This window comes from Spiroplasma endosymbiont of Glossina fuscipes fuscipes (genome assembly GCF_049669535.1).
GTDB lineage: Bacteria > Bacillota_I > Bacilli_A > Mycoplasmatales > Mycoplasmataceae > Spiroplasma.
On sequence record NZ_CP187162.1, the window covers coordinates 693380 to 714010 of the forward strand.

The window sequence follows — 20631 nt, forward strand, 5'->3', positions numbered from 1 at the left end:
GAATAACTTTTTTATTGAATTTGGTATAATGATAAAAGAAAGAAGTGAGGGTTTTTAATAATGGCTAAAAAAATTTTTGGAAAAAAAAAGAATCGTAACTTATTATTAAATTATTTTAAACCGTCAATTTATGTTCAAAATGTTAATAAGATTAATCTTGAATCATTAAAAAAACATGGGATTAAAGTTTTTATTTGTGATTTAGATAACACCTTAACACCATTTTATCGTGGTATTCCAAATGCAGATAATTTAAATTTAATTCAAAAGGTACAAGACTTGGGAATGACATTTGTGCTAGTTTCAAATAATGCCCGTAAACGAGTGGAACGGTTTGCGTTAAAAGCAGGAATTGAACATTATTATTGGAATGCTAAAAAACCATTATTAAAATATTTTCGAATTATTTCACGACAATTTAATGTTAATCCTCACGAAATGATTATGGTTGGTGATCAGTTAATTACTGATGTTTTGTTTGCAAACCGTGCGCATATGGAAAGTATTTTGGTTGTTCCTGTAACTGGTGTTGATGAGTCAAATCGCTTTATTCGTTTATTAGAAAGTTTAGTTTACAAACGATTAGCACAAAAAAACATTTTACATAAAGGATTCTTTGATGAAGGAGAATATGGGTTAGATTATGATATCTTATAAGAAATGTCAGGGTTGTGGTATTATTTTACAAAATACTAAGCAAGAACAAATTGGTTATGTTGAAAATTTAACACAGGATTATTGCTATCGTTGTTTTCGTTTAACGCATTATAATGAATTAATTAATTATGATTTAAATGAAACTGATTTTTTAACAAATCTTAATAATAACTATGATTTAACATACCATTATTTCTATGTTTTAGATGTCTATGATTTAGATGGTTCACGAAATTTAGCATTAGAGCAAATCTTACAAAATAATAAGGTAACATTAATTATTAATAAAATTGATTTAATTCAAAAGTTAATTAGTAATAATAAAATTCTTACTTTTGTTGAAGAACTTTTTACTAATTCGGTTTTATTGCCAAGGATTGAAAATATTATTTTAGTTAGTGCTTTAAAAAATTATTCATTAGATGAATTATATCGCTATATAAAACATCAAAGCGAGGATGTTGTTTTTGTTGGTAGTTCAAATACGGGGAAGAGTACTTTACTAAATAGTTTAATTAAGTTAACCAATTACAAACAAAAAATAACAGTTTCGAATAATGTTTCAACAACGCTTGGTAATATTGAGGTTAAATTAGGAACAAGACATAAAATTTATGATACTCCAGGAATTGTTAATAACCATACCATTATTTCTTATTTAGAACATAATGACAAAAAAATGATTACTAATAAATTAATAAAACCGATTACATTTCAATTAGATTCTGAGCAAACAATTTTTTATGAAGGCTTAGCAAGTTTTTCTTTTTTAAAAGGATTAAAAACAAGTTTTCATTTTTATAAAAATAATAATATTAAGTTACATCGCACAAAATTAATAAATAAAGACCATTATTTTAATCAGCATTTAATGCAAGCGTCTTTAAGATTGAAAGATTATCATCTGTGAAAAGAACAAACGATCATCATTGAAGAACCCGGGGATTATTCGTTATTGATTGCCGGATTAGGGTGAATTACTTTTAAAGGTAGTCCAGGACAAGAAATAATGGTTGGAACAAATCAAAACATTAAAATTAATTTACGAAAACGGTTTATTTAGTTTTATAATTAAAGGTAGATAGTTAGAAAGGAAGAAGGTTATATGAATCTTTTTAAAAAATATCCTTATGTTATTACTGATTTAGATGGAACAATAGCCAATGAAGGTTATGTAATTAACGACGAAACTTATGAAGCTTTACAAACATATCAGTTAGTGAGTGATTATCATTTGTTTTTGGCATCAGGACGGTTAGATTTAATGGCTAAAGAGTATTTTGCAAAGTTAAAAGTCAAGACACCAATTATTTCTTGTAATGGTGCTTTAATTCGAGACCCTATTAGTAATGAAGTCTTATACCAACAAACCTTACCACAAGATTTAGCAATTGAAATTATTATGAAAGCATTAGAACATGATATTGATCATATTGTTTATACTGCAAATATGATTTATGGTCATCCGCATTCAAAACGAATTGCTTTGATGATGAAATATAATGAACAATTAATTGATGAAAGTTATTGAATTCCATTAGATACTGAAACAAATTATCTAACATTATTAAAAAATAATAATATTCAAGCTTTAAAGATTTTGTTTCCCTTTACTTCGCAGGGTGAATTAGACCGTGTTCAAGCTATTAATGAACCATTTAAAGATCAAGTTGAAGGAGTATTTTCACAAAAGGACTTATTTGATATTCAATCTTTAGATATTAATAAAGGAAATTCTTTTAAGAAATTATGTGAATTAAAAGGGTATGAACCACATCAATTTATCTTTTATGGTGATAATTATAATGACCTTGAACTTGCTAAAAGTGTTGGTTATACAGTGGCAATGGGGAATAGTGTCTTAGAATTAAAAAAAATTGCTAATGCAACAACAGTTTCTGTTGATGATAACGGTGTTAGAGAACATCTTTTTACCGAAGTTTTAACAAAGGATCAAATTGCTGAGTTTTTACCGCAGGTTAAAAATGTTTTTAAATAAACATTTTTTATTTTGTTTAATGTTTTTTAGTAAGGGTTAATAGAAAATGTTAAATAAAATTAAGCAATTTTTTAAAAAGAAAAGATTTTAATAATAGTATGAGTAATTTATAATTTAAGTTATTTTTGCAATTCCAAAAACAGAGTGTCTTCAAGAATGCCATTATGTAGTTGATAATTTTTAATTAACTTTATGGGGGCAAAATTACAAGCTTTATAACATTTAATTGCTATTATATTTTTCGAGAGCGGATCAACAATTAGTTTATTATAAACTATGTTATTAAGGAATAAATATTCAATAAATGAGAGAATTACTTTTTTCCCTAATCCTTGGTTTTGATATTTTTTTGATAAAAATAAATCAAAACCAATTACTAATGATGCTCTATTATAATTTAGAATATTTTTGGTCTTTTGATCTAATTGATAAAATTGTAAGTATCCAATTTTTTATTTTCTAAAGCAATAAATAATGCAGTAATATTTTTATCTACTATTTTTTATCTTCGCCCTCATAAAATTTTAAAATTTCAGGTTCATTTAATCATTTTTTAAGTTTTAGATAATGTGATGTTTTATTTTTCAAGTGAATAAATTTAATCATAATTTGTGACCAATCCTTTTTTTAACTTACATTAATTATAAAATGTTTTTAAATCTTTTATAATTTTTTTATTTAATTTGTTTGTGCAAAGCAGAATATTAAAAAGTTTGTTTTTGAGGGTAAAGTTTAAACCATATGGCTCACCCTGGAATTAGTTTTACATTAATGAAATAAAATAAGAAATTATGTTATAATGCTTCTACAAAGATATTTTATCTTTGTTATGATAGCACCATATATTGCTAACTAACACTTTATTAAATTACAAATTATGACAATAATAATAATTTCAGAAAGGAAGAAAAAATAATGAAAAAATTATTCAGTTTATTAAGCGCCTTAACAATAACAGGAACTAGTATACCAAGTTTAGTTAGTTGCAAAATATTTGACACTAATAATGAAGCAAGTTATAAACAATCAACAATAATAAAACAAAAAAATGAATTATTAAAAAGATTCAAGATACAAAATTATTTTAAATCGTAGAGTTACTGATGATGAAGCAAAAAATGTTAAATTATCAATTGGTCAATGAGGAAAATATGCAAATGCTATGTTACAACAAAATGATAATACTTTCTCAGAATATCAAATATCATCTAATAGTCAAGAAATTTCATTTATAGCCAAAAAATCTGGGGTTCTTTATGTTGCTGATAACAACCAAACTAATTTACAAATAGTTAATGTAGCAGGAGATAATCCAGAGGATGTTATCAAAATCCCAACTTTTAAAGTAAATGAAACAAATGAAAAAGAATTTGAAAAAGAAACTAAAACAACAAATTCTCCTTTTGTGGAGTTTGTTTCAAAACATTATTTTGCAACAATGAGGTTTAAGTGAAGAAACTACAGATATTAATCATAAATATTGTCAATACATTCATATTGCCAATGCTGATGATGGTGCTGGTTATGCTAATGCCACAAATGGACGTGTTATGTTTCCTAATAGCACTAATGCTGGTGATGATTTATTTCATTAAACCAGAGACCAAGGAGCATTATGACACGAAAGTGCTCACACTTATACAGCGGCACAATATACCTTTTCAAATACGGGTAAAACTCGAGCTGAAGTTAGTAAAGTTTATGTTCAACAATCGTTAAGAGTTAAACCAAAAGTTTTTGAATTTCGAGATGTTGTAACAAAATATTTGAATCAACCTGATCAGGATAAACATTTCTTAGATATGAAAGAAGATTATGGAGATAATACATGAACTAAAGTGTCAATGTTTTGACAATTAAATATGGCATTTGGTAATAATTTTTATACTATAGTAAATCAAAAATATCGTAAAATAATTAATGGTCAAGATCCTGATACAGATCCTCGTTTTGATGATGATGATAAAAAAGTACAAGGATTTATTAAATTAACTTCACAAGTAACAGGTTATAATTTAGCACCATTCTTTACAAAATGAGGATTATGAGTAACTGATGATACTTTAAATGTAATTAAAGATTTAAAACCTTTAACAAAAGAAATTTGGAATAACATTGTTGATCCATCAACAGAAGAGAATCCAATTGTTCAAGAAGAAATTTAAATTTTAAGATAACAAATAATTCAAGTAATTATTTATGAGAATATCAGTGATATGGTATTCTCTTTTTATTTTAAATGCTTATAATGTAAAAATAAACATTTAAAATATGGCCCAACAACCACATAATTTATTCCATCTTTAATAATATCATATATATTTCGGTATAATTAAAATTAAGATGTTATAAAAGGATGAAAAACAATGGAAATTAGAACAATTAAAAGAAGAAGAAAAAGCAGAAACAAGAAAAATTATTTTTAAAACATTTAATACTAACGACAAGAAAGATGTTATTGAACATATTTTGGTTGATAATTTAAGATTATTGCCGGAGTATGTTCCTACCTTTGATGTTGTTGCTATTATTAACAATCAGATTGTTGGCCATGCTTTTTTAAGCACTGTTACAATCAATGATAATCATAAATTATTGGCATTAGCGCCAATTGCTGTTCAAAAAGAATATCAAGGACAAAAGATTGGTACAAAATTAATTAAATTTTTAGAAAATAAAGCAACAACAAAAGGGTATCAAGCAATTTTTATTTTAGGAGATCCAAATTATTATTCAAAATTTAACTATGTTCCGGCTATTAATTATGCAATTAAAGCTCCTTTTGAAATTGAAGATAAATATTTTATGGTTAAATAATTATATTTGAATAGTTTATCTAATACTTGAATAGTTTATCTAATACTACAGGAACCTTAAAATATTCTCCACCATTTCGAATTTAACACAAGATAGGGCATTTCCTTTATTTTAACTATTCAAAACTTTATATTTTAGAGGGTAGTTTTATTTTAAAATTTATGGTATAATTCATCAATAAGTTAAATTAAATAACTAGGTTATATTTATAGGGGAGTAAGCGTATGAAAAAAGATATGATAATTTTATCAGCTGAGGACTTCTTGGATTTAGAGCCTGATAAAAATATTCGCAAAGTACGTCATGATGCAGAATATCAATTTGATTATGAAAGTTGAAAAACAGTTCTTTATTCATCGGGAAAATTAAAATTTATTCTGCGTTATGTGCAAGCAATTTTTCGTTGAATGAATGATGTAACTGATTTAACAGGTTTAACAATTAGCATTAGTGCTATTATTGTTGATAAGTTTAATTTTTCATTATTTAAAAATCAACAACACTTGTTTAATTGCAGTTTATCAACAAATTTTTATTTAATTTCTGAATCAGAGTGAGCTGAAAGAATTACTGAAGCACATGCTTCAAATTATGATTTAGTTAAAAACCAATTAGTCCATGATCCATTGGAAATGAATCATTGAGTAGGGGAAGAAGGTTTTGGAAAATTCATTAATATGTTATTAATGTTAATTCGTAATTCGGAGAAAATTGATCCGTTAACATTACCAATTCAATGAATAATTGAATTTAAAGATAATAATTTAACAATGTCACGAATGAGAATGCAAATTTCATCATTACAAAATCGAACTGCACCAGAAAATGATTTTATTGTTGATCGCACAAAAGAAACGATTGAAGATAAAAATTCGGAGGGTGAAACTGAACCATCAGGAGAGGAATCTAAAAAAACAGATAGTGATGATATTGCTTCATGAAATAAATATTATAAAGAAGATGTTTAATAAAAAATTTTCTAATTTTTAAATAAAAATATTTTTTTTCTTCCAAAATATTATTTAATATCAAAAGACAATCGATATTAATTTATTCATTATGGAAATAGAATTATTTTATTATTTTAAAACTAATAATATTTTTTTTGCAATTTAATTAAGAAACAGAAAGGAGATAAAAATGCGTAAAATATTAGTGATATTAGGAACCCTTGCAATGGCGGGTTCTACAATTTTACCTAACATTGCTACTAATTTGAATTTAAATCAAAAAAAATAGAAATGAATACATTAGCAGTTAATAAAAATCCAACATCAGAGGTACCGTCGCTGCTTGAAAAAGTACAGTTTTTGTCAAATTTGAAAATAAAACTGGATATAAATCGTGAAAATATTATATATTTTAAGGATCGCCTTGGGAATGTTTTTTATGAGGAAGAAAATAGTATTTATATGTTGAAACGGGATTGATTATCTTGACCAGTAAAACTTAAACAAATTACATCAAAAGTTAAAATAATAACAGCAGATAGTGCTAACAATGTTTACTTTGGAACAGAAACTGGGATATATAAACTAAGTGCTATTTTTAAAACAATAACTAAAATTAAAGAAATGAATCAGACAGTTAGTTCTCTTGCATTTGATGGTGATCTATATATTGCTGCTGAAAATGGTGTTTATAAATTAGTTGCGGGAACAGAGAACGTTGTAGAATTGCCAAACCCTAGTCATTATAATGAAAATGAATTATCATTAAATTTTTCTAATAACAATAACAAACCTTTTAATAATGATTGAACTTCTGCATATTCAAGATTATCTAATTATAATTCTGCTATATATAAAACTTATAAGAATCAAAAAATAACATTAAAAGTATTATATACTTTTAATCTTGGCACAGTTAATCCATTAAATTATGAAAAATTTGAATTTATAGGAAATAATTCTGAATTTTATTCAAAAATAAGTTGAGGGAATGATCCCTTTACAGGGAGAAAACCGAATGAATTTAATGGGTCATTATTAAAAGACAAAATTTTAAATAGAAAGTTATCTTCTAATAATTTTATTGTTTTAAACAATGACAAGTTAAAAAAATGTCTTGAAATTCAAAATTTTAATTTTAATTATACGTTATGAGGAAATAAAATTTGAGGAAAACAATTTATTATTTTAAGTTATTATTTTGAAAATGGAAATTATTATTTATAATTTTCAATTGGATATAATGTTTTAACAAAAGGAACGTACCAAGGCGGGGGTGGAATCTGAATGGGCTTTGGACATGGTCTTAGATTATATAACGATTGAAAAAATTCGAAAATGATAGATTTTATCTCTTTAGTATAGGTACATAAAAAGATATTGAAAAAGAGCAATTTTATTGCTTTTTTTATTTAACGAATATTATAAATAATATTAGATTTTACCTTAAAATCTATCTTTATAACAGGTTTATAGGCACCTAAACTTTTATTTGAATCTTTGCTTTTAATTAATTTACTTTTTTTAAAAAATAGGTATAATTTTAATTGAAAGAAATTATTGATAAAAATAATTGCTCAGAGAAATAGTGGTCGGTGGAAACTATTACCCTTTTAAACAGTGTTGACAACTTCATTATAAAAATTTAATAGATTTTGACAAAATAAAGCGCATTAACTAAAAGATAATGAAATAGGATGGCACCACGATTTTTCGTTCCTAAGAAATCTTTTAGTTTTTTATTTAGAGAGGAAAGAAAGTTATGAATATTCAAAAACCACGGGGAACCGAAGACATCTATTATGAAAAAGCTAGTGAATTAAGTGCATTAGAATTAATTTTACGAGATATTGTGATGCAGTATAATTACCATGAAATTAGAACACCAATCTTTGAAGCAAAGGATTTATTTGTTCGTGCTGTTGGAAATGAAACTGATATTGTGACTAAAGAAATGTTTGAATTATTAGATAAAAAAGAACGAGAATTTGTGTTACGTCCAGAAGCAACAGCACCTGTGATTCGTAGTATTTTGGAAGAAAAATTATATGGGAAATATGAATTACCATTAAAATTGTTCTATTTTGGTAGTATGTTTCGTTATGAACGACCACAACACGGACGATTACGACAATTTAATCAGTTTGGTGTTGAAGTTGTTGGAGTTAAAAATTATTTATTAGATGTTGAAGTGATTTTACTTGGTTATAATCTTTTAAAAGCGCTTGGTTTGTCAAATCTTGCTTTAAAATTAAATTATTTAGCAGTTGGGACAGAACGGTCAAAATACATTACAGTTTTAAAAACGTTTTTAAAAACACAAGATTTATGTGCTGATTGTGCTATTCGGGTGGAAAAAAATCCATTGCGAATATTAGATTGTAAAATTGATAATAAAAAATTTGATCAAGCACCAAAAATTTATGATTATTTAACAGAAAGTGATCAAACGGAATTTAATAATTTACAAAATATTTTAACAAAATTAGCAATTCCATTTGTATTAGATCATAAATTAGTACGAGGATTAGATTATTATACTTCTCTTGTGTTTGAAGTTGTAGTTAATAAGCAAGAACGAGAATTGACTTTATTAGGTGGGGGAAGATATGACCAATTGGTAAGTAGTTTTGAACCTAGTTTAGATTACCCGGCAGTTGGTTTTGCCTTAGGATTAGAACGATTATTATTAACTTTAGCAGAAAATGAAATTAAGTTAGCTGATGAACCTTATTTAGATGTTTATTTAATTTGTTTATCTGATCATGCCTGTTATTTTGCATCATCACTATTATTACTATTGCGTGGAAGCGGCTTTCGTGCTGATTGTGATTATTTATCGCGAAGTGTTAAAGCACAGTTTAAATCATTAGAACGATTAAAAGCGAAGAATGCGATTATTATTGGTGATGAGGAATTGAAGAAAAATGTTGTTAAAATTAAAAATCAAACAACTGGAAAAGAGCAAGAAGTTAAATTTGAAAAAATTATTACATTTTTAAGTAAGGAGAATAAATAATGAAAAGAACACACACTTGTGGGAAATTAACATTAAAAAATGTTAAAGCAAAAGTTGTTTTAGAAGGATGAGTGGCTAAAAATCGCCGAATGGGGGGCATTATTTTCTTAGATTTACGTGATCGCGAGGGGATTACACAAATTGTTGTTCAACCCGAACATCCTCAGTATGAAATTATAAACAGTATTCGTAATGAATTTGTTGTTCGTGTTGAAGGGAATGTTGTTGAACGAAAAAATAAAAACTTAGAGTTAAAAACAGGGGAAATTGAAATTAGTGTAACAGCAGTAACAATTTTATCAAAAGCACAGACAACGCCTTTAATAATCAATGATGTTACTGATGCGTTAGAAGATGTGCGAATGAAGTATCGTTACTTAGATTTACGACGACCAGTAATGCAACAAAAAATTATGTTACGGAATCATTTAATTAATACAATTCGTCAATTTTTACAAGAACAAAAATTTATTGATATTGAAACACCAATTTTAAATAAATCAACGCCAGAAGGAGCTCGTGATTTTTTAGTCCCATCACGGCAAAGTTTACATAATTTTTATGCATTACCACAATCACCGCAGTTATTTAAGCAATTACTAATGTTAGCTGGATTTGATAAGTATTTTCAAATTGCAAAGTGTTTTCGTGATGAAGATTTACGAAGTGACCGGCAACCAGAATTTACGCAATTAGATTTAGAAATGAGTTTTGTTGAGCGAGAAGATATTTTTGCGTTAGTCGAAGCATTGTTTCAGGTTATTATGGCTGAAGTAATGAAAGTTAAAATCAAAACACCATTTCTGCAAATGAATTATGATGATACAATTGAAAAATATGGAACAGATAAACCAGATACACGATATGATTTACAATTGTTTGATGCAAGAACTATTTTTGCTCAAACAACTTTTAGTATTTTTGCTAGTGCCTTACAAAATAATCTTAGTTTAAAAGGAATTTTTATTCCGCATTTAGTAACAAAAAAACAAGTTGAGGAATTAACTCGAATTGCACAACAAAATAAAGCAAAAGGATTAGCATGAGTTAAACAAGAAAATAATGAATGAGAAGGGTCAATTGCAAAATTTATTAGTGATGCTGAAAAAATGGCATTATTAAAAATTAGTAATAATCAAACTGGAACGTTCTTTTTTGTTAGTGATGAAAAGACTGTTACTTGCCAAGCATTAGGAGCAGTTCGAGTTGAATTAGCAAAGATGTTCACCTTAATTCCACCCAATGAATATCATTTCTTATGAATTGTTAATTGACCATTATATGAATGATCAGATGAAACAAACCGTTATGAAGCGGCCCATCATCCTTTTACTGCGCCAACAACAGAATACTTAAATAATTTTGAACAAAATTTAGCAACTGCACGTGCCAATGCTTATGACTTAGTATTAAATGGTTATGAAATTGGTGGGGGAAGTATTCGAATTCATCAAAGTGAGATTCAACAAAAAATGTTTGAATCATTACAATTAAGTTTCAAAGAAATTGAAAGTAAATTTGGTTGATTTCTAAATGCTTTCAATTATGGTGTGCCACCACATGGAGGTATTGCCTTTGGTCTTGATCGATTAGCAATGATTTTAACAAATAGTGATTCAATTCGTGATGTAATTGCTTTTCCGAAAAATGCTTCCGGAAGTGATCCAATGACCGAGGCACCAAGTTCAGTTGATTCAAAGCAATTAGATGAATTAGGAATTAAACTAAAATGGAAATAATTAAGATAAAGAAGGAAACAAAATGTCAACGGATGAGAAAATGTTGTTAGTAACAAATAATGGAATATATCATTTTGCACCAAATATGATCACTAAACTTGGTGATTTAACAAATAATAGTTATCGTAAAAAAAATAAGTTTAAAGAAGAACTTTATTTTTTTGAGTATTTTAATCAAAATATTATTTGTTATAAAATAGATGGTTTGACAATTACAAAAATTAAACAAATATTATTACCCCAGTCATTAGTGATAAAATGTATTAATTTTTCACAGTCAGGAACAGGAGAACTTCTTGTATATTATTTGTATCAGAAACACGGCCAAACAGGGATTTATTTAACCTATTATAATTTATTAAAAAATGAACAAACCGTTATTTTTGATGATAAATTGCAACTTAATGAAATTTTTGCTAGTTGTTCATTCCTTGAAAGGGAATATTTAGTGGTTACTTTTTCAGAAGATAATACTAAAAAATTAATTCGTTTTCATAATTATCAATGAGATATTATTGCTTCTTTTTGAGATGATGAAACTAAAAATGTTCTAATGATGGTTATTAATAACTATTTATATATTGCAATAGATTTGGTTTTATATCGAATGACAAACTCTTTAAAACCAACATTAGTTGTTGAAACTATTTTTGAAAATAAAAGTATTGTTGGTTTAACTGCTAGTCCGGCATGAGACGATAGCCGTTATTTTTATTTGCTTTTGAATGATGGTAGTTTATATCGTAATAATATTTTAACTAATGATTTAATATTAATAACAAAGCTTACGAGTATAAATGATAATGTTGTTTTAACTGTTCAATCAATTAATTTTTGGGAAAACAATCTTCTTATTACTGGACAACAAACAGAAGATAATTTGGAAGGCAATATTTTCTTTTTTATCACACAAGATAATAATATTAGTGTCCATAAATTAGAAAATAACCTTAATATCATTGATATATGAGTATAATTTCGTAATTCTTTTGCTTTTTGAGGTGAAATATCAGGATAATACTTAATTAATATCTTAAAATATGTTAAAATATTATAGAAATTATAGGGTAGTTAATAGAATTATAAAAGGAGGAATTTTAAATGCCTTGATGAGCAGGACTTATTATAGGAATTGGTAGTTTAGTTATTGGTGGGGTATTAGGGTTTTTAATTACAAAAAAAATTGTTCAAAAACAATTACGTGATAATCCTCCAATTACTGAAAAACAAATTCGGGCAATGTATATGCAAATGGGGAGAAAGCCTTCTGAAGCAGACATTAAAAAAGTAATGAATTCAATGAAACGAGCTAAATAGTTTTTTTGAAGAACTTTATTAATTTTTTGCAAATGTAATCTTAAACATCAATTAATAAAACAAATCTTTGTAATAAGAGATTATAAATTTTATTAATTGATGTTTTTTAATTTTGCAAAAGTTATTGTGAAAATTATTTTCATAATAAAAGATATATAATAATTGTAATAGTTGATGGTTAGGGATTAAACAAAACAACATAAGAGAAAGGAATAGTTATGAAAAAAATTTTAAGTTTAGTAAGTGTATTAATAATTAGTGGGAATTGAAACTGATAAAGACGATAATTTTAGTTATTTTGAGCTTTTGTTAAAACCAGAAACTTTTGAAAATTTAGCACACATTTATTATTCAAATAAGAACGATAAACGGTTATTTAGTAACACTTTTCTAGAATTTGCTAAAAAAAATATAACCGGAATATATGTTAATTCGCCTGACTATGCTCTTGGGGAAGCTATATGAGATCATTGAAATGAAATTATTGAGGTATATAAAAACAGTTCTAAAGAGACAAAAGAATAAAAATTAATTATAGATTATATACTTCTGTGATTTCTATGAATATTGATCATTTTAATGCTTCCATTGTCCCTAATGACACAATATTATATTCAAATTCATATGTTAAAAAATTAAATGATGATTTTAAAAGTGATTTAATAAAGTGAGAAAAAGTTGGTCTAGGAATCATTGAAGATAACAATAATAATTATATTTTTGATAGAATTAAAGTTCAATATCCTAATTTAAATATTAATGATGTTGAAATTATAAAAAAAGAAGAACTTTTGAGTCTTAGTGAAGGTTTTTTATTAAAATTAAAAGTTAATTTGAAAAAAATCAATGATATTCTTGTTAATGATCCAAAAGCACAATTATGATTATATAATTTAAAAGATTGAAAAAAGCGAATAAAACGTGAAATTATAGAAGATGTTCCTAAACTTTCTGAGGCTCAAAAGAATATATGAAAAGATAACGTTGCAGAACAAAAGTTGCTAGTCAAATAACTAAATATATTCCTCATTTTGGAGATATTTTAAGTGAAGTATTTGGAGTAATGTCTGTTTTGTGTCAAGTTTAAAAAGATTTAGTTTACTTAGGTTCATTGTTTACAATTTATTATATAGAGTAATAAGTGTAGTTTGATATTAAATAAAATAAATGTTTAGTATAAATGCTTAACAAAATGAATATAAATGCATTTTTTAAAAAGACTGATTAGAACCCAGTCTTTTTAAATGATAAAAATAGTTTTAATTATGGGGTCTTTTTTTCAAGTTAAAATTGTAGTATAATATATAAGTAAAAACATATGGGGGTTTTAATAATGGGGGATATGAAAAAAGTCATTGATTATTGAGATGATTATGATCCAAATGAATTTGATCCGTCAAAACGTCCAATGTCAATTGGTAAGACAAATATTGATGAACATCATTTGGAACGAAATATTATCAATAATGTTGAAACCACTGATGATTATGAAACGTTTTCATATTATAATAATAAATTTAATGTTAATCAAAACCAGGATAACGAGATTTTTAATAATAATGATAGTTATGATGAATTAGCAACAGGTGAGGAACTTGAAAGATTATCAAATCGATCGGAAAAAATAGTTGAAGTTGATCAATCAGAAGAGTTAAATGATTTAGATGAATTAAATTTAAACAATGAAAATCGCTTTGTTCCACTTGATGAAAATGATACCCTTGAACCAGTTTTGGATGTTAATCAAATTTATGATCGTTGACAAAAATCAAAAACTAATTTAATTACACGGAAATTAGATGTTCTTCGTAATCGAGTACAAGAACCTCGTGTTGAAGGTCGTCGAAAATATAGTTTTCTTGTTCCTGAAACATTAGAAGAATTACTTAATAAACCAGCAAAAGTTGTATTGGATGCAACACCTCGTGCTGGTGGTGATGAAATTTATCCGGAAAAGAAATACTTTAATAATGCTGATTTACTGTTAAAAGTGCAAGGAGAAGGTATTGGGAAACCAGAAGTTAATGATTTAGCAACTGATCAAAATCAGGAGAATTTAACTTTTATAGAAGGAAAAATAACAACCATTCCTGATGAAAATTCAATGGACCAAAATCCTGTGATGAGTGATATCTTGAAAAATGCAAAGAAAAATATTGCAATCAGTAAAGAAGAAGCAATTTTTATTAACGAGAATGATGTTTTAGACCCTGACCATTTAAGTTATGAACAACGATTACGATTGTTAAAATTAGCCGCTGATCCAAATAATGAAGAACGAAAAAAAATGTTACAAATGAAGTTAAACAATGGTAGCTTGAGTTCATTATCAGAAATTGTTAAGAAACGATTACAAAAAATAAATGCAGGTGAAATTGAATTAATAGAAGAAACAACCCAAAATAAAGCTGGTGGGTAAAATAACTTTTAATCGCCTAGAAACATCAGTTTTTGTTTTGTGAAAAAAACTAATTTTTATTAATAGAGTCTATTAATGTTGTTATTTTCAAGTTATAATATGATAAATAAGTACAAGCAAAGGATGATTGAAATGATATTAGGAAATAGTGAAATTGCCTTTATTTTAATTGGATTTTTTGTTGTAATTAATATTATTGTGTTAATTTTTTTAGTTATTTCTTATCGAAATATTTTAGTACCAATTCCAAATTTAAATAATACTCCTAGTCAAACAATGACATCTTTAGAAGTGATTGATCGTTATTTAACCAAAAAGAAAATTAGTGGGTTAAAAGTAGTACGAAAACCACATCAAGTGTTAATTACTAATTCTTATAAAAAGAAAACATTTTATATTAATGATTTACAATTATATAGTCAGTCTTATTTTTTATCAGGGATGGGATTAGATTATGTTTTAGGACGGACTTTTTTTGCCACTCAATTACATTTGAAAAATCGTCATGTACAAACAATGAATTTTTTATTGTATTTAGCACCACCGTTATTTTTATTTTTATTTTTCATACTATCAATCCTTATTATTGTTTTTTATGTTTTAACGAAAGTAAATCCAAACTTATTAGATCTTAATTTTTTTTATTTCATTGAACATTATGGCATTTTAAATTTAATCTTAATTTTTATCATTGGGGCATATTTAATTTTATTAAGCTTTAATGGTCATTTTAAACAAAACTTAGAAAATTTGTATGAAACAGAAATGCGGCCATTTGTTAAAAAAGAATTTCCTGAATTATATGATGATTGAATTATTGCTCGTAGTTATGCTCGTGGGGTACAATTTACCTATTTATTTGGTTATAATTTTATTTTTAAACGGCTTTATAAATATACTGGTCCATTTGGTTTATAAGAATAGGGTAGGGGAGTTTTGTTATGAAGGTTATTTTTCATATCGATATGAATAGTTTTTTTGCTAGTTGTCATCAAGCATTAGATCCACAATGGGAAACAAAACCATTAGTGGTTTCTTCACCGTCACGAAGAGCAATTGTTACAACAGCAAATTATGCAGCACGAAAATTAGGAATTAATAGTCCAATGCCATTATATAAGGCAAAAGAAATTTATCCTAATTTAGAAGTTGTTAATCATGTTAGTACGCATTATACCAATCAAATTGAGGTTGCTTCGATTGATGAATGTTTAGCAAAAATTGCTAGTGATTTAAAAAAACCAATGGGAATTACGTTAATTCGCCCAGAAGATGTTCCAAATCTTGTTCATCCGTTAGCAGAGTTTCCTGATTTACCCTTATTAGAGACAATTAAGAACCCCTTTTCTTTTTATTATCTTTCTCTTTTGCCATTGCTTTAGTAACTGCTTTTTCAATTAAATCTTCAATTTCATCAGTTGTTAAGACAACGGTTTTATTATTTGTTTTTGTTTTAGTTGTGGAATTATTAGCATTAGTTGTTTTTGGTTTCGGCTTTTTGGTAGCAGAAATAGTCTTATTAGAACCATTTTTAACTGTTTTTGTCCTACTATTTGTTGTTGCTGTTAATTGTTCTTCTTCTGGACTTTTAATTCGCTCAATACCACGATTAATTCGATAAGCATGGTCAATTATTTCTTGTAATCCAGATCCTTGTTGATTAGAAGTAGGGGAACCTGAGTCAGAATTTGGATTACTTTGGGTCCCATTAACTGATGCTCGCAAACGTGCCATTTTAGCTTTAATATCATTTTCATCAATACCAACACTTCTCCCCTCTTCGTTTTCCAGTCCCAGTTTATTTTTAATTGTATTATTATTTTTTTTCGCATTTTCTAAAATATATTGAATTGTTCCTTTTTCCGGCTGTTGTGTTTTTTCTGGTTCAGTAGTAGCCGTTGGGTTTAGCATACGTGCCATTTTAGCTTTAATTTTTGTTTCATTTGCACTTGAAATGGCTTTATTACTGTTTTCTGGACATTCATGAATTTTCATATGAACTGGACAAAATGTTGGTACTCCCATTGTAAAACTCCCCTACTCTTTTTATATTTATTCTTATTATAACTTAAAATGGTAGCATTTAAAATAGGAAAAAGAATTTTGTTAATATTACAAAATAAGAATTGATTCCTTCAAATGAAAAAAGATAAGTCAAACCTATCAACAATTCTTTAATAATTATCAAAAATTTTTATATATAATCAAAAAAGAAATCATTAATTTTTATAAAGAAGGTCATAGCGGTTGAAACAAAAATATTAGTGAAAGTGATATTGATATTTTAATTAAAGTTATATTCGATAATTTTAAAAAAATAAATGAAAAATACGTTGCAAATTCTTTGAGTGATTGAGGAATTGTTACAAATACAATCGGTAGTTACTTTTCAATTAAAAAAATAAGCTCTAAGTTTTTTTAATTGAAAATATCATAATTAGTATTATATTGCCCTTTTATTAGTTTTTGCTTTATTAAACACTACTATCTCTCCCCGTTAGGTTATCTCTTATAAAATAATTTTAAATAAACCCTTATTTTCGCCAAAATAATTATTCTTGTTTTCCAAACAGAAAAAAGAGATTATTTGTTTTCCCGATAAGTAATCTCTTTTAATTTGTAACATTAATTTGTTCAAGAAATTGAAATGTTTTTTTTCCAATAATTACTTTTTTTCTGTTTCACCATCAAGAGTATAAAGAACTTTGTTAAAAAAACCATTTATATCAATTCCAATAATTTGAGTTAAGGCAATTTCTTCGTCTAGAAAGAAGATTGTGTGATCATTAACTTTAATTCATAGGCTATTATTAACTAGAGTTTGAATAATTAAGTAGCTGAGAATTAAAACATAATTACAAATTGCAATAATAACATATAAATAAACTAGAATGTTAGGAATATTTGTTAAGGTCATTAATAAGATATAACCAACAATAATAAACACATTGATTGGTGTTAAGATAAAATAAATTGTCACAAAGATGAAAATTAACATTTGTTTTCATCGGTATTCGCTAGTAAAATGGATGTTTTCTTTTTGTCTTTGATAATGTAAAAAAAATAAAATATGAAAGGTATATAATGCAAGCATTAGAATTAAACTAAAAATTAAAATAATATGCATTGTCATTTGTTATATCCCTTTCTGTTGTCATACTTTAAAAATTGTCATTGATATTTTAACATCATTTGTAATAAAACGGTAAATTTTTTCATTTGTACTAATAAAAAAACCAATTTGATATAAGCCATTAAGATTAAAAACACTGGGTAAAGCAAAATTAATATCCCGTAATCAAATTATCAAATTTTGTTGCTTTGCAGTAATTACTAAACGATGATTAGTGACATAAATGTCGCCACTAATCGTTTCACTTCCTGAAACAGAAGTAAGATTTAGATAACCCGGGAGATTCTCAATATGATATTGCAGATTAATTGGTGGTCTTAAATAATATCCGTTTTGATCAAGTTCTTTTTTCTTTACAATTTCATAACCATTAACTTTATCATGATAATAACATCTTTCGTTTTTAGGCAATTCATAGCTAATTGTAATTTCAGTTAATGAACTATTTAAAAATGAAAGATTATGATCAATGTCAGTTTGTAATGCTTGGTTCTTTTGTTTAAATTGCTTAATTTTTTGTTGTTGAAATAATGCTAAAATTAAAACAATAATAATTGCTAACCCCAAAATACTTACAAATAAAATAATTCCAATTCAATAACTAGCCATTATTTTTTCACACCTTATAGATTAAATATGGAATTTCAAAACCTTTTACAATAATCATAAAACGTTTTTGTTCAATGTATAAATAAAACCCTTGTAGTAAAGTATTATTTATGCGAAAAATGCTTAATTCAAGATTATCAATTTTTTTTAAATCTCATATTGTTGTAATGTCGTTATTGATAATTAACATTCATTGGTTGGTAATAAAAAGATGACCCGTTTGGAATGGCACTTGTTCAATTAATTTAATCTTTTTACCATCACCATAGCCAACACTAATACCGTTATCAAAAGGAATATGATATTTTGATTGAGTCTGATAAGGAACTTTTGGTGTTTGACGATGAAGGTAAATCGTAACGAGTGTATTACCAAAAACTTTTTCACCAGGTTGTAATTTGAATTTAACACTAATTTCTTGTAATGCTAACATTGAAAATTTATTATTAATGTATTCTTGATTGTCTACTTCTAATTGTTTATAAATTTCATAGAATAAATGTTGCTTTTTATGATAAAACCATATAAAAAAGCTAATAAAAATAATTAATAAAGCAAGAAAAATAGCAATTATAATTCATCCTAATGTTGTCATTGTCATCCACTTTCTATTTTAAAATATTAATTCCTTTATTAAAATTATTAATAAAGGTTTGTAGCATCAATTCTTCAGCTGAATTTCGTGGTTGTTCAAACCGATTATAGTAATAAATATTAATTAATTCTTTTGTTTTTTGGTTTAATTTATCATAGTATTTTTTATCAATTAAAAAATGCGTTCCTTGATTAATAATAAGACTAGAAATAAAGTTTTGTCATTGCTTTTCATTTTTGATTTTTTCTTCTCATTCAGTGAAGTAAGTATTAAAAATTCGATTATTTTTATGATAGATAAAATGAACCTCTCCATTTTTTTTATGATTAACCAACCGACTATATAAAATTTTATTCGGTAAAAATGGATTATTAGGTGAGTTAATAGCTTGGAATGTAATTGGTGTTAGTTGCGCTAATAAAATATCATTTCAAGTAATAGAATAAATTTCTTTTGGTAAAATAATCTTTTTAATGACATAATTACGATTTTTATTATCAAGATCATTAATTAAACGATATAGTTCTAATTCATAAATTAAATGTAATTTCATAATTCGACGTAATTTAAAGGTTAAAATTACTTGTTCAGCAACAGTTAAATGATGATAAAAGTCTAAATAAGTTTGATAAAGTACTTGATGATCAATTAAGTTATCATTGATATTTATTAAAAGAGCTGCTAATTGAGGCGAAAGTTCTTGTTCTTGGGTTAAATATTCATTAAGATGATTTTGACAAAAAACATTAAATGAATAAGGAACCTGTTTTTCGTCTGTTACATCTAAAAACGGTGTTTTAATATTTTTAAAAAAATGTTTTGAATGATAACGATTTAAATAATAACAATTTTTACTTGTACTAAGTGGATAAAGGTTATGTTGTGCTACTTTATTGTTGCAATCTTGTAAGATACATGTTTGATTTGAACATTCTTGTAAAACACGTTGATAATGGGCTGTTTCTTGTTGAAGATATGGTTCTTTTAAGGTTGGATCCCCTACTGCCTGTAAAATTGAAATATATTCTTTTCGTTTTTTTTCTGAATTTAATACTTTTGATTTGCAACAAGTTTCATACTTTTGTTTGCTTAAACAAATACAATCTTCATTATCAGCAAAGGTAAAAATTGGGCGGTAATATTTGTGCAAATAATCTAATTGGTCATCATCTAAATAATAGCTTTTTAGTAAAGCATCAAACATTGCTTGTTCTGACCCTTTTAAATTGTGCTCTAATTGTTTTTCTAATCCATCTTGCATTTATGAATTCCCCTCTTAATTAATGTTCTTTAAAATAATTATAAACTTATCTGTTTAATTTTACTATAAAAAAGCGCTTTAACTAAAGTAAAGCGCTCAAAGGCAACATATAGATT

General features: G+C 26.2%; 25 protein-coding genes. 19 read left to right on the top strand and 6 right to left on the bottom strand.

The window, feature by feature from the left end; translation table 4 throughout:
* Nucleotides 1-60: 60 nt before the first annotated feature.
* From ACOBWH_RS03995 to ACOBWH_RS04005, 3 genes are read left to right on the top strand one after another with little or no spacing between them, the layout of a single operon-like run.
* Nucleotides 61-657 carry a YqeG family HAD IIIA-type phosphatase gene (locus ACOBWH_RS03995; RefSeq protein ID WP_070406720.1) on the top strand — a complete coding sequence of 199 codons (597 nt, stop codon included), beginning with the start codon at nt 61-63 and terminating at the stop codon, nt 655-657.
* Entirely contained in the window at nt 644-1720 is a 1077-nt protein-coding gene (yqeH, locus tag ACOBWH_RS04000; protein WP_424527260.1) for a ribosome biogenesis GTPase YqeH, read from the top strand. The genes ACOBWH_RS03995 and yqeH overlap by 14 nt, the downstream gene beginning before the upstream one ends.
* Nucleotides 1721-1762: 42 nt before the next feature.
* On the top strand, nt 1763-2656 hold the full coding sequence (locus ACOBWH_RS04005; RefSeq protein WP_424527262.1) for an HAD family hydrolase: 894 nt from the start codon (nt 1763-1765) through the stop codon (nt 2654-2656).
* Nucleotides 2657-2775: 119 nt separating this feature from the next.
* Here ACOBWH_RS04005 and ACOBWH_RS04010 read toward each other — a convergent pair whose 3' ends face one another.
* On the bottom strand, nt 2776-3105 hold the full coding sequence (locus ACOBWH_RS04010; RefSeq protein ID WP_424527405.1) for a GNAT family N-acetyltransferase: 330 nt from the start codon (nt 3103-3105) through the stop codon (nt 2776-2778).
* A 466-nt stretch (nt 3106-3571) separates the two neighbouring features.
* On the opposite strand from ACOBWH_RS04010, the gene ACOBWH_RS04015 reads away from it, so the two are divergent.
* The 16 genes from ACOBWH_RS04015 (at nt 3572) to ACOBWH_RS04090 (ending at nt 16299) form a co-directional block, all read left to right on the top strand.
* The gene (locus ACOBWH_RS04015) at nt 3572-3751 is read left to right on the top strand and encodes a Vmc-like lipoprotein signal peptide domain-containing protein (RefSeq protein ID WP_424527264.1); all 180 of its coding nucleotides are present in this window, start codon (nt 3572-3574) and stop codon (nt 3749-3751) included.
* A gap of 67 nt (nt 3752-3818) precedes the next feature.
* Nucleotides 3819-4127 carry a hypothetical protein gene (locus ACOBWH_RS04020; RefSeq protein ID WP_424527266.1) on the top strand — a complete coding sequence of 103 codons (309 nt, stop codon included), beginning with the start codon at nt 3819-3821 and terminating at the stop codon, nt 4125-4127.
* Nucleotides 4087-4251: a hypothetical protein gene (locus ACOBWH_RS04025; RefSeq protein WP_424527268.1), complete on the top strand. Its 165-nt coding sequence runs from the start codon at nt 4087-4089 to the stop codon at nt 4249-4251. The genes ACOBWH_RS04020 and ACOBWH_RS04025 overlap by 41 nt, the downstream gene beginning before the upstream one ends.
* A 171-nt stretch (nt 4252-4422) precedes the next feature.
* Nucleotides 4423-4821 carry a M60 family metallopeptidase gene (locus tag ACOBWH_RS04030; RefSeq protein WP_424527270.1) on the top strand — a complete coding sequence of 133 codons (399 nt, stop codon included), beginning with the start codon at nt 4423-4425 and terminating at the stop codon, nt 4819-4821.
* Nucleotides 4822-5146: 325 nt separating this feature from the next.
* Nucleotides 5147-5473, top strand: coding sequence for a GNAT family N-acetyltransferase (locus ACOBWH_RS04035; RefSeq protein WP_424527272.1), 327 nt, complete (start codon nt 5147-5149; stop codon nt 5471-5473).
* A 224-nt stretch (nt 5474-5697) separates the two neighbouring features.
* Nucleotides 5698-6441 (top strand): hypothetical protein, encoded by a 744-nt coding sequence (locus ACOBWH_RS04040; RefSeq protein WP_424527274.1) that lies wholly within the window; start codon nt 5698-5700, stop codon nt 6439-6441.
* Nucleotides 6442-6714: 273 nt separating this feature from the next.
* A complete protein-coding gene (locus ACOBWH_RS04045; RefSeq protein WP_424527276.1) occupies nt 6715-7650 on the top strand; it encodes a hypothetical protein in 936 nt (311 codons plus the stop codon).
* Nucleotides 7651-8185: 535 nt separating this feature from the next.
* Entirely contained in the window at nt 8186-9442 is a 1257-nt protein-coding gene (gene hisS / locus ACOBWH_RS04050) for a histidine--tRNA ligase (protein ID WP_424527278.1), read from the top strand.
* Nucleotides 9442-11181 carry an aspartate--tRNA ligase gene (aspS, locus tag ACOBWH_RS04055; protein WP_424527280.1) on the top strand — a complete coding sequence of 580 codons (1740 nt, stop codon included), beginning with the start codon at nt 9442-9444 and terminating at the stop codon, nt 11179-11181. Before hisS ends, aspS begins: the two co-directional genes overlap by 1 nt.
* A gap of 22 nt (nt 11182-11203) precedes the next feature.
* Nucleotides 11204-12157 (top strand): hypothetical protein, encoded by a 954-nt coding sequence (locus ACOBWH_RS04060; RefSeq protein WP_424527282.1) that lies wholly within the window; start codon nt 11204-11206, stop codon nt 12155-12157.
* 125 nt (nt 12158-12282) lie between these two features.
* Nucleotides 12283-12498 carry a YneF family protein gene (locus tag ACOBWH_RS04065; RefSeq protein WP_070406733.1) on the top strand — a complete coding sequence of 72 codons (216 nt, stop codon included), beginning with the start codon at nt 12283-12285 and terminating at the stop codon, nt 12496-12498.
* Nucleotides 12499-12756: 258 nt separating this feature from the next.
* Complete coding sequence (locus tag ACOBWH_RS04070; RefSeq protein WP_424527284.1) at nt 12757-13023, top strand: hypothetical protein; 267 nt, start codon at nt 12757-12759, stop codon at nt 13021-13023.
* A gap of 35 nt (nt 13024-13058) precedes the next feature.
* Nucleotides 13059-13511 carry a hypothetical protein gene (locus ACOBWH_RS04075; RefSeq protein WP_424527286.1) on the top strand — a complete coding sequence of 151 codons (453 nt, stop codon included), beginning with the start codon at nt 13059-13061 and terminating at the stop codon, nt 13509-13511.
* Nucleotides 13512-13831: 320 nt separating this feature from the next.
* Nucleotides 13832-14917 (top strand): hypothetical protein, encoded by a 1086-nt coding sequence (locus ACOBWH_RS04080; protein WP_424527288.1) that lies wholly within the window; start codon nt 13832-13834, stop codon nt 14915-14917.
* A gap of 132 nt (nt 14918-15049) precedes the next feature.
* Entirely contained in the window at nt 15050-15835 is a 786-nt protein-coding gene (locus ACOBWH_RS04085) for a hypothetical protein (protein WP_424527290.1), read from the top strand.
* A gap of 23 nt (nt 15836-15858) precedes the next feature.
* Complete coding sequence (locus ACOBWH_RS04090; protein ID WP_424527292.1) at nt 15859-16299, top strand: hypothetical protein; 441 nt, start codon at nt 15859-15861, stop codon at nt 16297-16299.
* Here the strand turns inward: ACOBWH_RS04090 and ACOBWH_RS04095 are convergent.
* The 5 genes from ACOBWH_RS04095 to ACOBWH_RS04115 form a co-directional block, all read right to left on the bottom strand.
* Nucleotides 16250-16942 (bottom strand): hypothetical protein, encoded by a 693-nt coding sequence (locus ACOBWH_RS04095; protein ID WP_424527293.1) that lies wholly within the window; start codon nt 16940-16942, stop codon nt 16250-16252. The genes ACOBWH_RS04090 and ACOBWH_RS04095 overlap by 50 nt on opposite strands.
* A 640-nt stretch (nt 16943-17582) precedes the next feature.
* Complete coding sequence (locus ACOBWH_RS04100) at nt 17583-18050, bottom strand: hypothetical protein (RefSeq protein WP_424527295.1); 468 nt, start codon at nt 18048-18050, stop codon at nt 17583-17585.
* Between the two features lie 3 nt (nt 18051-18053).
* A complete protein-coding gene (locus tag ACOBWH_RS04105; RefSeq protein WP_424527297.1) occupies nt 18054-18659 on the bottom strand; it encodes a hypothetical protein in 606 nt (201 codons plus the stop codon).
* A complete protein-coding gene (locus tag ACOBWH_RS04110; protein WP_424527299.1) occupies nt 18652-19254 on the bottom strand; it encodes a hypothetical protein in 603 nt (200 codons plus the stop codon). Before ACOBWH_RS04110 ends, ACOBWH_RS04105 begins: the two co-directional genes overlap by 8 nt.
* 13 nt (nt 19255-19267) lie before the next feature.
* Nucleotides 19268-20515: a hypothetical protein gene (locus ACOBWH_RS04115; protein WP_424527301.1), complete on the bottom strand. Its 1248-nt coding sequence runs from the start codon at nt 20513-20515 to the stop codon at nt 19268-19270.
* Between the last annotated feature and the right edge of the window lie 116 nt (nt 20516-20631).